The sequence below is a fragment of the Dickeya oryzae genome (assembly GCF_009372235.1).
GTDB classification, from domain to species: Bacteria; Pseudomonadota; Gammaproteobacteria; order Enterobacterales; family Enterobacteriaceae; genus Dickeya; species Dickeya oryzae.
Genome location: NZ_ML762923.1, coordinates 94,637 through 106,668 on the forward strand (window position 1 = coordinate 94,637; position 12,032 = coordinate 106,668).

A 12,032-nucleotide genomic window follows, 5' to 3' on the forward strand; every position below is an offset into this window, starting at 1 on the left:
ACGATGTCAGAGAGAATTGCCGTGAAAACAGCTGAAGCGGACAAGGCGGATGAAATTGACCTGGGACGTTTACTGGGCACCGTACTGGATCACCGCTGGCTCATTATCAGTATCACCACCATCTTTACCATGCTGGGTATTCTGTATGCGCTGTTGGCAACCCCGGTGTATCAGGCGGATGCGATGGTACAGGTCGAACAGAACGTCAGCGATTCGCTCATGAGCGATATTTCCAAAGTGTTGCCGGATACCAAACCGCAGTCCGCGCCGGAAGTCGAATTGCTCCGCTCCCGGATGGTGGTCGGGAAAACCGTACAGGATTTGGGGTTGGATACCGAGGTGGAGCAGCAGTACTTCCCACTGTTCGGCAAAGGTCTCGCCCGCCTGAAAAATGAAGAACCGGCTCGCGTGGTGGTGCCCCGTTTATCGGTACCAGACAGTTGGCTGGATGAAAAAATGACGCTGGCTATCGGGGAGAATGGCACTTATCGCTTTAGCGCCGGTAAGGATGCGGATTTTACCGGCCACATTGGGCAAGTCGCCTCTCAGCATGGTTTTAGTCTGCTGGTAAGCAGTACCGACGCACCACCGGGAACCGTGTTTACCGTCAGGAAAAAAAATACGCTAACGGCTATCAATGACATTCTGGCGGAACTGTCGGTGGCGGATAAGGGGAAGGATACCGGCGTATTGCAGTTAACGCTGGAAGGCAGCGACCCTGCACTGGTGAAGAGGACGCTGACCAGTATCAGCGATAACTACCTGCAACAGAATGTGGACCGCAAGTCAGAAGAGGCGGCCAGAAGCCTGGCATTTTTGAAGGAACAATTGCCGCTGGTGCGGGCGTCGCTGGAAACAGCGGAAGACAAACTCAATAAGTACCGTCAGCAGAAGGACTCGGTGGATTTGTCGCTGGAAGCCAAGTCAGTGCTGGATACCATCGTGGATGTCGAGTCTCAGCTCAACCAACTGACGTTCCGCGAAGCGGAAATCTCCAAATTGTATACCCGTGAGCATCCGGCTTATCGGGCGTTACTGGAAAAACGCGTCACGCTGGAAAAGGAGCGGGACAGCCTGAATCGGCGCGTTAGCAGCATGCCGAAAACTCAGCAGGAAATTGTCCGTCTGACACGGGATGTGAATGTCGGGCAGGAAGTGTATGTCCAGTTGATGAATAAGCAACAGGAACTGAGCATCAATAAAGCCAGCACCGTCGGTAACGTGCGCATTATCGATCCTGCAGTGGTGCAGTTAAAACCGGTGAAACCCAAGAAAACGCTGGTAATTGTGCTGGCCGCAATGCTGGGTGGTGTGGCGGCTATCGGGTTCGTGTTGCTGAAAACGTTGCTGCATCGCGGGATTGAAAGCCCGGAGCAACTCGAAGAGCTTGGCATCAATGTATACGCCAGTGTGCCACTGTCGGAGTGGCAACAGAAGAAAGATCGGGAATTCGTCGGCAAGAACCGCAAACGCAATGCCCGCTCTGATTCGCTGTTAGCCGTGGGCAATCCAGCCGATTTGGCGATCGAAGCGATTCGTAGTCTGCGCACCAGCCTGCACTTCGCCATGATGGAGGCGAAAAACAATGTGCTGATGATTTCAGGCGCTAGTCCAGGGATCGGTAAATCCTTTATCAGTGCCAATCTGGGGGCGGTGATCGCTCAGGCGGGCCAGCGAGTGTTGATCGTCGATTGTGACATGCGCAAAGGGTATGCCCACCACCTGTTGGGAGCGACGCCTGAGCGTGGGTTGTCGGATATCTTGTCCGGGCAGATCGAGACGCAACAAGCACTGCGTACCACGGTGGTGGAGAACCTGTTTTTTATTCCTCGCGGTCAGATCCCGCCTAATCCTTCAGAGCTGTTGATGCACAGTCACTTTACCGACTTCATCAACTGGGCGACCCGGCAATTCGACATTGTACTGTTAGATACGCCGCCCATTCTGGCGGTGACCGATGCAGCAATTATCAGCCGACAGGCGGGGACCTCGCTGCTGGTGGCGCGTTTTGAAACGAATACGCCAAAAGAAGTGGAAATCAGCATCCGGCGTTTTGAGCAGAATGGGGCACCGATCAAGGGGGTTATCCTGAACGCGGTTATCCGCCGGGCATTAAGTTATTACAGCTATGGTTATGATTCTTATCAGTATTCTTACGGTTCAGATAAAAAGTAGTCAGGCGTGTGCATCAGGATGACGTATGTCCTGATGGCACATCGAAAGCGCCGGGAGCACTGAAAAAAGAGAGAGAAGTGACAGGATATGGCGCTGGCTTGGTTCCCCTGGCGCTATGTCAGGCATAAGGGGGAAAGAGGGCGGCCATCAGGAATTGGGACGGGTATAAACGATTAGAATAAGGATAGCCAACATGAAAATAATGATTATCAATACCTTATATCATCCTTATAAAGTGGGCGGCGCAGAGGTTTCCGTTAAGTTGCTGGCTGAAGCGCTGGTGCAACGCGGCCATCAGGTTCGGGTGTTATGCCTGACGCCTGACCCACAGCGCAGTGAGCAGAAAGTCAATGACGTAGAGGTGTGCTATCTGCCCTTGGCAAATCATTACTGGCCGTTCGACGGGCAACAGCGCACTTTCGTTCAGAAGATACGCTGGCACCTGAAAGACTACTATAACCGCGATATGTGCAAGGCGGTCATGCGTGAAATTCAGGCGTTTTTGCCCGATATCGTACACACCAACAATCTTGCCGGATTTTCGGTGTCGGCCTGGTCAGCGGCGAGAGCCTGCGGGGTGAAAATTCTGCACACCAGCCGGGATTATTACTTGTTTCACCATAATGCTACCCTGTTTTCTGAAGGACGTAATCAGGATCCCGATGCGCCAGCTATACGCCTGATGTCAGTCATGAAAAAACGGTTGAGTCGTCTGGTCGATGGTTATGTCGGCATCAGCCAGTTTATTAGCGAGATGCATCGTCAGGCCGGTTTTTTCCCTCATGCTCACCATGTCTTTATTTATAACACGGTACCGGCAGTCAGAGGCGGTAGCGAAAATCAGAAGCGCGCCGTGCAAACGGATGTCAGGCGAATCGGTTTTATTGGCAAACTGTCGGCGGATAAAGGGTTTGATGATTTTTGCGCGCTGGCCCGACATTACCATCATCGTTCCGGCTATGCCTTTTATGCCGCAGGTTGTATCACTCAGGATAACCTACTGGTGGAAGAGGCTCGTCAGTGTGGAGTGAGATTGTTGGGTTTTGTCAATCTGGACGATTTTATGCGACAGGTCGATGTGGTTGTGTTACCGGTGAAATGGCACGAACCGTTCGGTCGCGTGGTGGTAGAAAGCATATTCCATGGAAAGGTGGTTCTGACCAATCAAATGGGGGCTGTGGGTGAGCTGGCCTCTATTTTACCGAACATCTATTTCATGGAGGAGACTCTGGTTGACGATGTGATGGAACATGTTGAACCACTTTGTCCCGACATGCTGGCACATTTCACACCCAGCCGGGTCGCGCAAGAATATGAACAGGCGTACCACAACGTACTGGGTGTCTGATATACCCGCTTAATACAACACAATCCAACGTATCAGTGTGTTTCACGTGAGCTGAATCAATCAGCCGTATATTGATAGACAAAGGCAGTTTCGCTTTTGCCTATGAAATGATGAATAAAGAAAACGCATAATGTTGCACTGGCGGTCATGGTGCTGCAATCAAGAATGTGGTCTTTAACGCATTGCTTTAATTTACTCTGGGTTTGTTTTGCTATCAATTTGATTCTTAACATCATTTACTTAGTACGGAGAAGGCGGCCATCGTCTGTGCCGACCCCGTATTTGCCAGGGACAATGCAACATGCGAATTCTGATTATTAATACGCTATATCACCCTTATAAGGTAGGGGGAGCCGAAGTTTCCGTGCAGTTGATGGCGGAAGCGTTGGTTCAACGGCATCACCAGGTACAAGTACTGTGTCTGACGCCGGAAAAGCAGCGCAGTGAAACGGTAATCAATGGCGTTGCTGTGTGTTATGTGCCATTAGCTAACAATTACTGGCCGTTTGATGGTGAAAAAAGATCTTTCTGTCAAAAAATACGCTGGCATCTGAAAGATCACTACAACAGTGAGATGCGTGCCACTGTGATGGAGGTTATTCGGGATTTTGCACCGGATCTGGTTCACACCAACAATATTGCTGGATTTTCGGTATCGTCCTGGTCGGCAGCGAAAGCTTGTGGGGTAAAAATTCTGCACACCAGTCGGGATTATTATCTGTTTCATCCTAACGCGACGCTGTTTAGCCGGGGGAGAAATCAGGATCCATCTGCTGCCAGTATTCGTCTGCTGTCCTGGTTGAAAAGACGCTATAGCCGACTGGTGGATGGTTATGTCGGTATTAGCCAGTTTATTTTTGAACGCCATCATCGGGCAGGATTTTTTCCTGGCGTACCGCAGTCGTTCGTTTATGACATTGTGTTACCTGCGGTTGAGGATGCTGAATTAAACACGGTAGTCGCAGACAACAGAAAACGCTGGCGTATCGGTTTTATCGGTAAGCTGGCTCAGGATAAGGGATTTGACGAATTTTGCCTGCTGGCTCGCCATTACTGTCATCATCCGGAGTATGTCTTTTGTGCTGCTGGGCATATCAATCCTGGTAATCCGTTGGTGGCGGAAGCTCGCGATAGCGGGGTGACGTTACTGGGCTTTGTGAGCCTGGAGGCGTTTATGCAACAGGTGGATATTGTGGTATTGCCGGTGAAATGGCATGAACCCTTCGGTCGGGTAGTGGTAGAGAGTGTGTTTTATGGAAAGAGGGTACTGACTAACCGTATGGGGGCGGTCAGTGAATTATCGACTCTATTACCGAACATTTATTTCATGGAAGAGAACTCTCTCGAGTCAGTAATTAATAAACATGTTGAGCCGATCAGTCCGGAAGTACTACATGCCTTCACGCCAGAGAAAATTGCCGGTGAATTTGAATGCGCTTACATGAAAATACTGATGCCTGAATACCATCAGCATTATTTATCACCCGCAGAAGGTGAAAAATAAAACACATCAGTGTATTAAATTGAATAACGTATTAACTCGATCGATGTGTTAACGCGATCAATGTATTAACTCACTTGTCTTTGGGTAAGGAAACCCAGCAAAAATATTCTATCTTATCTAAACGGTTTCACTATTTAGTGTAACTGGAAGGGGATGTCATTCATGTATGTGAATACACGTAATTTACTGGGGCACACTACCGGTGTGCAACGTTATACCAGAAAGATTATTGATTATATTTCCACTGAGGGTGTCAGGGTGGCGTCAATACAGCCTGAACGGGTTATTTACGGAATGAAAGGGCATTTATGGGAGCAATTTTCTTTGCCAATGAATATCTCTTCACGAGAAATATTATGGTCTCCTTGTAATACTGGGCCTTTATTGATTAAAAATCAGATTGTCACTATTCACGATACCGTGCCTTTTGACCACCCCGAATGGCTGAATAGAAAATTTGTGGCCTGGTATCAATTTATGCAGCCGCGTCTGGCGAAAAAAGTAGAACACATCATCACTATTTCTGAATTTTCCCGAGAACGCATCATCCACCATTTACGCGTACCCGCAAGTAAGGTGTCGGTGATTTATAACGGCGTGGATGTGTTACAGCCAGAGGCTGACGGTAGTGAAACGAGAAAAAGTCTGCCAGTGGTGGATGGTGATTACTTACTGTCGGTGGGGTCACTGGAACCACGGAAAAATATTCCCCGATTAATCAAGGCATTTCTACGCTTCAGGCAGGAAAGCCACACGGATATGCGTCTGGTAATTGTGGGTAAGAAAGGCGTCTCACGGGTTTTTGAGGATGACGGGACGCAAGCGTTGGCCGACAACCCAGCGGTGGTATTTACCGGCCATGTCAGTGATGAAGCGCTGGTGAGTTTGTATCAGCACGCGCGCGGTTTTTGTTATCCCTCGATGTACGAGGGTTTTGGTTTACCGCCGCTTGAAGCCATGTGCTATGGCCTGCCGGTATTAACCAGCAACACCACATCAATGAGAGAGTTGTGTGAAAAACGGGCGATCCTGGTCGACCCATTGTCGGTGGAATCTATCGCTGAAGGTATTCACCAGTTGGTGGCCGGTCAAGGGCCGACAGGGATGCGGGAAAACGGTGAAGCATTCGCGCGATCGCTGACCTGGAAGCGGTGTGCATCTGAAACGTTACGTGTACTGGAGCATTGAGACCCTGTGCGGTGTAACCAAACCAATAGCGTTTTCGCTATTCCTGTGTGCCATTCAGATGTGCAAGAGAATCGATATGAAAGTCAACTTTGTCGTTCCGGTATATAACGGCGGCAGTATCTGGGAGCAGTGTGCGGCGGCGCTGCATGCCTGTCTGGTCGCTGAAAAATTGTCACCTCAGCAGGTGCTGGTCATTGATTCGTCATCACGGGACAACTCGCTTGATGTCGCTGCCCACTATGGTTTTCGTTGTCACTCGATTACCTCCGCCGAATTTAATCACGGTGGCACGCGTAACCTCGGTGTGGAAATGAGTGGCGGTGATGTGGTGGTGTTCCTGACCCAGGATGCGATTCCCCAGCCTTATTTTATTCGTGAGATTGTGTCGGCATTCACTGATGAGCGGGTTGCCGTGGCGTATGGCCGTCAGTTGCCACATGACGATGCCAACCCGCTGGCCTGCCATGCGCGCCGCTTTAATTACCGTTCTCGCAGTCAGATTATGGGGATGATGAATAAGGCGCAGCATGGCATCAAGACGGTGTTCAGTTCGAACTCGTTTGCCGCCTACCGGGTGAAGGTATTCCATGAATTAGGTGGATTCCCGTCTAACACAATTCTCAGTGAGGATATGTATCTGGCAGCCCAGGCGGTACTGGCGGGATATCGGGTTGCTTATGTCGCACAAGCGGCGGTTAAGCATTCGCATAATTACACGCCGATAGAGGAATTTAAACGTTATTTCGATATTGGTGTTTTCCACTGTGACGAAAAATGGATTAGGGAGGCGTTTGGCGGTGCTGGCGGCGAAGGGATGCGGTTTATTTTTTCCGAGCTCCGTTATCTGATGAAAAAAAATCATTATCTGTGGATCCCTCGTGCCTGTGTGCACAATGCCCTGAAAATTGCGGGATATAAGTTAGGGCAGCATTATCAAAAAATACCTCATGGTTTAATCAGCAAACTGAGTATGCATAAAAGATTCTGGCAATAACTTCTACTTCTACAGGTGAACGACTATGGTCAGGAAAAAAGAAAATGTGGTTTATGCTATTCCCTCTCTGGTGTCGGTATTACAGCGTTTTTCTGATATGGCTGTAATCTTTATCAGTGTTGTGTTGGCATGTCTGGTAACCAAAAAAGAAATATCAACAGCGTCGTATTTGATTGCGTTGATAAGCTTCTCTGTTTTCCAACTATTGGCGGGCTTTACCCATTTTTATCGCTCATGGCGGGGGGTAGGATTGTATGCCGAGATCCGCACGCTGATTATTAATTGGGGGCTCAGCGTTACATTTGGTGCCGGTATTCTGTCTTTAGTGCCTAATCAATATATTGGTTACCATTTCCATGCGGTCTGGTTTTTATTTACCGTGGCGGGATTTGTGATATCACGCACCCTGATTCGGGTCGTGATACAATATTTGCGAAAATTGGGTTACAACAAGGTCAATGTGGCGTTTATCGGCGCACAACCGGCTGGGGTATATCTGGTGGAGAGTATTAAGCAGGCACCCTGGCTGGGGCTGAACATCATCGGCTATTTTTCTGAAAACAGCCAGTTTCAGTACAGCTATGAGCGCAATGGCATCCGCTGCCTGGGGGATGTAGAGGAACTGGTACGGCGGGCCCGCAAAGGCGATCTGGATAAGATCTATATCGCGTTCTCGTTGCAGGAAGCGGATCTGATCAACCACCTGACGTCAGCACTGACGGATACCACCTGCACGGTGATGCTGGTGCCAGATATTCTGGCATTCAACGTACTGCAGTCTCGTAGCGACATCATCAACGGTATTCCGGTGGTGTCACTGTATGACTCGCCGATGAGCGGCGTGAATCGGTTGCTCAAACGGTTGGAGGACATCGTGGTCGCCTCGATGATTATTGTGCTTATTTCCCCGCTGCTATTGGGTATTGCGTTGCTGGTCAAGTTGACCTCCAAAGGGCCGGTGATATTCCGGCAGACGCGTTACGGCATGGACGGCAAAGCGATAGAAGTGTGGAAATTTCGCAGTATGACGGTGATGGAAAACGGCGACACGGTTATTCAAGCTTGTAAGGGGGATAAACGTATTACACCGGTAGGCGCCTTTTTGCGCCGCACATCGCTGGATGAGCTGCCGCAGTTTATCAACGTGATTCGTGGTGAGATGTCGATTGTCGGGCCGCGCCCCCATGCGGTGGCGCACAATGAACAGTATCGCAAGCTGATCAAGGGTTATATGTTGCGGCATAAAATGAAGCCTGGTATCACCGGTTGGGCGCAAATTAACGGCTGGCGTGGTGAAACCGACACACTGGAGAAGATGGAAAAACGGGTGGAATGCGATCTGTTTTATATCGAAAACTGGAGTGTCTGGCTGGATATCAAGATTATCTTTCTGACAATTTTCAAAGGATTTGTGAGTAAATCCGCGTATTAACTCATTTCTGAAAGGTCACTATTCATGAATATTCTGGTAACGGGTGGGGCTGGGTTCATTGGTTCAGCCGTGGTACGTCACATCATTCAGCATACGCAGGACAGGGTCATGGTAGTTGATTGCCTGACCTATGCCGGCAATCTGGCATCGTTGAAAGAGGTCGCGGCCGATCCCCGTTTTTTGTTTGAGAAAGTCAACATCTGCGACCGGGTTGCGCTGGATCGGGTGTTTACGACCTTTCAGCCGGATGCGGTGATGCATCTGGCGGCGGAGAGTCATGTCGATCGCTCTATAGACGGGCCTTCCGCCTTTATTGAAACCAATATCACCGGGACCTATACGTTGTTGGAAGCTACGCGGCAGTACTGGTCGGCGTTACCGCAAGTACGTAAAGAAGCGTTTCGTTTCCATCACATTTCGACCGATGAGGTGTATGGCGATCTGCATGGTACTGACGATCTGTTTACCGAAACCACGCCGTATGCGCCGAGCAGTCCGTATTCCGCCTCCAAAGCCGCCAGCGACCATCTGGTGCGTGCCTGGTTGAGAACCTACGGTTTACCGACGCTGGTGACTAATTGTTCCAATAACTATGGGCCATATCATTTCCCGGAAAAACTCATCCCGCTGATGATCCTCAATGCGCTGGAAGGTAAGCCGCTGCCGGTTTACGGCGAAGGCAACCAGATTCGAGATTGGTTGTTCGTCGAAGATCACGCGCGGGCGCTTTACACCGTCGTCACTACCGGTGAGGTCGGGGAGACATACAATATCGGCGGTCATAACGAACGGAAAAATATTGAGGTGGTGCAAACCATCTGTGCGTTGCTGGATGAGCTGAGACCGGAGAAACCGGTCGGCATCCACCATTACGCTGAGCTTATCACCCATGTGACCGACAGGCCGGGACACGATTTGCGTTACGCTATCGATGCTTCGAAGATCTACCGGGAATTGGGATGGAAACCAATGGAAACCTTTGAGTCCGGTATCCGTAAGACAGTGGAATGGTATCTGGCGAACGAAACCTGGTGGCGCAGCGTTAAGGATGGCTCCTATACCGGTGAACGCTTAGGTTTACCCCTTTAATCGTATTCTAGTTAAGGAAAGTTCAATGAAAGGCATTGTACTGGCAGGCGGTTCCGGCACTCGACTCTATCCGATTACCCGTGGGGTATCGAAGCAACTGTTGCCCATCTACGATAAGCCGATGATTTATTATCCGATTTCGGTACTAATGTTAGCTGGCATTAGGGATATTTTGATCATTTCCACGCCAGAGGATCTGCCTGCGTATCGTCGGTTACTGGGTAATGGTAGCCGATTCGGGTTGAATCTCTGCTATGCCGAGCAACCGTCACCGGACGGTTTGGCACAGGCGTTTCTGATTGGCGAAACCTTTATCGACGGTGATACCTGCGCATTGGTACTGGGTGACAATATCTTCTTTGGGCAGAGCTTTGGTAAAAAACTGGAGAGCGTCGCCGCCCGTACTGAGGGGGCGACGGTGTTCGGTTACCAGGTGATGGATCCAGAACGTTTTGGTGTAGTGGAGTTTGATGCTAACAATCAGGCCATATCCCTGGAGGAAAAACCCAGCAAGCCAAAGTCTAACTGGGCGGTAACCGGGCTCTATTTCTATGACCATCAGGTGGTGGAAATGGCTAAGCAGGTTAAACCTTCAGCGCGTGGCGAACTGGAAATCACCACACTCAATGAAATGTACCTGCAACAGGGCAAGCTGAATGTGGAAGTGCTGGGACGTGGTTTCGCCTGGCTGGATACCGGCACCCATGACAGCCTGCTGGAGGCATCCCAGTTCATCAGTACTATCGAGAAACGTCAGGGCTTCAAGGTCGCCTGCCTTGAGGAAATTGCGTTTCGTAAAGGCTGGCTGACCCGTGAACAGGTGGCGGACGAAGCCCGTTATCTTGCTAAAACCCATTATGGCCAGTATCTGGCCCAGTTGCTGACAGGGATATGATATGCAAGTTCATGATACTGCCATTCAGGGTGTAAAAGTGATTGAGCCTAAAGTCTTTGGTGATGCCAGAGGCTTTTTTCTGGAAACGTTTGAGAAAAAACGCTATCAGGAGATGTTGGATATCGACCTGGAGTTTGTACAGGATAATCATTCCCGTTCGGCCAGAGGCGTATTGCGCGGATTACATTTTCAGATGGTGAACCCACAGGGCAAGCTGGTACGCGTAGTGCGTGGTGCTGTGTTTGATGTTGTGGTGGATATCCGGCCCGATTCCCCCACCTTTGGCCGCTGGGATGGCGTTACGCTGTCAGAGGAAAATAAAACCCAGTTCTGGATCCCCCCCGGCTTGGCACACGGTTTTGTGGTGCTGTCTGAACTGGCGGATTTTGAATACAAGTGCACCGACTATTACAACCCGGCACATGAGGGCTGTTTGTTATGGAATGACCCGGATATCGGCATCGACTGGCCGATAGCGTCGCCTTTGTTATCAGAGAAAGATAAAAAAGGTAAAACATTTAAGGAGCTATGGGGATGAAAGTATTGTTAACCGGTGCTAACGGTCAACTGGGGCGCTGCTTTCAGGATCGGTTGCTGCAAGGATGGTCGGTGCTGGCGACGGACGCCGATTCGCTGGATATCACTAACGAGGCACAGGTGCAGGCGACGGTAAAGTCGTGGCAGCCGGATGCCATCGTCAATGCTGCCGCCTATACCGCGGTTGATAAAGCGGAGTCGGAACCGGAATTAGCTACGCGTATCAATGTGGCTGGGCCGGAATATCTGGCGCGCGCGGCTCGTCAGCAGGGGGCCCGTTTTATCCATGTCTCTACCGATTATGTGTTCGACGGAACCGCTACCCGACCGTATATCGAGACGGATACCACTCACCCGCTGGGTGTCTATGGTCAGACAAAACTCGACGGTGAGCGGGTTGTGCTGAAAGTGAACCCGGCCGCGCAGATTGTACGCACGGCCTGGGTATTCAGCGAATACGGCAACAATTTTGTTAAAACGATGCTGCGCCTGGGCCGGGAGCGCGAGAGCATGGGGGTGGTGGCGGATCAGCGAGGCTGCCCAACTTATGCCGGTGATATTGCCGATGCCATTATGGGTTTGTTACAGCAGCAGGCTGATGGTGGGCTCTACCATTTCTGTGGTGATGAAGAAGTATCATGGCATGAGTTTGCCAGCACTATCTTTACCCTGGCTAATGAGCAGCAGGTGTTGGCCCGTGTGCCGGTGGTCAACGCGATTACCACCGAGCAGTATCCGACGCCAGCGGCGCGACCGGCGTATTCCACACTGGATTGCGCCAAGATAGCCCGTCTTGGCATTCCACCGTCCGACTGGCGGGCGGCGTTAAGCACTATCATTCCTAAATTACGCTGATAATCATCAGGCGCG

The 12,032-nt window shown here is 50.4% G+C and carries 10 protein-coding genes; all 10 read left to right on the plus strand.

The features are described 5' to 3' along the window. Positions 1-3 precede the first annotated feature (3 nt). The 10 genes from wzc to rfbD all read left to right on the plus strand — a co-directional run bounded on the left by wzc (position 4) and on the right by rfbD (position 12,017). Complete coding sequence (gene wzc, locus FAZ14_RS09310; protein WP_016941898.1) at positions 4-2,175, plus strand: tyrosine-protein kinase Wzc; 2,172 nt, start codon at positions 4-6, stop codon at positions 2,173-2,175. A 193-nt stretch (positions 2,176-2,368) separates the two neighbouring features. Beyond that, entirely contained in the window at positions 2,369-3,523 is a 1,155-nt protein-coding gene (locus FAZ14_RS09315; RefSeq protein ID WP_153508425.1) for a glycosyltransferase, read from the plus strand. 301 nt (positions 3,524-3,824) lie between these two features. After that, positions 3,825-5,027: a glycosyltransferase gene (locus FAZ14_RS09320; RefSeq protein WP_016941896.1), complete on the plus strand. Its 1,203-nt coding sequence runs from the start codon at positions 3,825-3,827 to the stop codon at positions 5,025-5,027. A gap of 330 nt (positions 5,028-5,357) precedes the next feature. Beyond that, positions 5,358-6,215, plus strand: a complete 858-nt coding sequence (locus tag FAZ14_RS09325) for a glycosyltransferase family 4 protein (RefSeq protein WP_235914507.1) — start codon at positions 5,358-5,360, stop codon at positions 6,213-6,215. Between the two features lie 76 nt (positions 6,216-6,291). Beyond that, positions 6,292-7,209, plus strand: coding sequence for a glycosyltransferase family 2 protein (locus FAZ14_RS09330; RefSeq protein WP_016941894.1), 918 nt, complete (start codon positions 6,292-6,294; stop codon positions 7,207-7,209). Positions 7,210-7,234: 25 nt separating this feature from the next. After that, on the plus strand, positions 7,235-8,641 hold the full coding sequence (gene wcaJ / locus FAZ14_RS09335; RefSeq protein WP_016941893.1) for an undecaprenyl-phosphate glucose phosphotransferase: 1,407 nt from the start codon (positions 7,235-7,237) through the stop codon (positions 8,639-8,641). A gap of 24 nt (positions 8,642-8,665) precedes the next feature. Next, a complete protein-coding gene (rffG, locus tag FAZ14_RS09340) occupies positions 8,666-9,730 on the plus strand; it encodes a dTDP-glucose 4,6-dehydratase (protein WP_016941892.1) in 1,065 nt (354 codons plus the stop codon). 25 nt (positions 9,731-9,755) lie between these two features. Continuing rightward, positions 9,756-10,625 carry a glucose-1-phosphate thymidylyltransferase RfbA gene (gene rfbA, locus FAZ14_RS09345; RefSeq protein WP_016941891.1) on the plus strand — a complete coding sequence of 290 codons (870 nt, stop codon included), beginning with the start codon at positions 9,756-9,758 and terminating at the stop codon, positions 10,623-10,625. 1 nt (position 10,626) lies between these two features. Continuing rightward, on the plus strand, positions 10,627-11,163 hold the full coding sequence (rfbC, locus tag FAZ14_RS09350; protein ID WP_016941890.1) for a dTDP-4-dehydrorhamnose 3,5-epimerase: 537 nt from the start codon (positions 10,627-10,629) through the stop codon (positions 11,161-11,163). Further along, entirely contained in the window at positions 11,160-12,017 is an 858-nt protein-coding gene (gene rfbD / locus FAZ14_RS09355; RefSeq protein WP_016941889.1) for a dTDP-4-dehydrorhamnose reductase, read from the plus strand. Before rfbC ends, rfbD begins: the two co-directional genes overlap by 4 nt. Positions 12,018-12,032 lie beyond the last annotated feature (15 nt).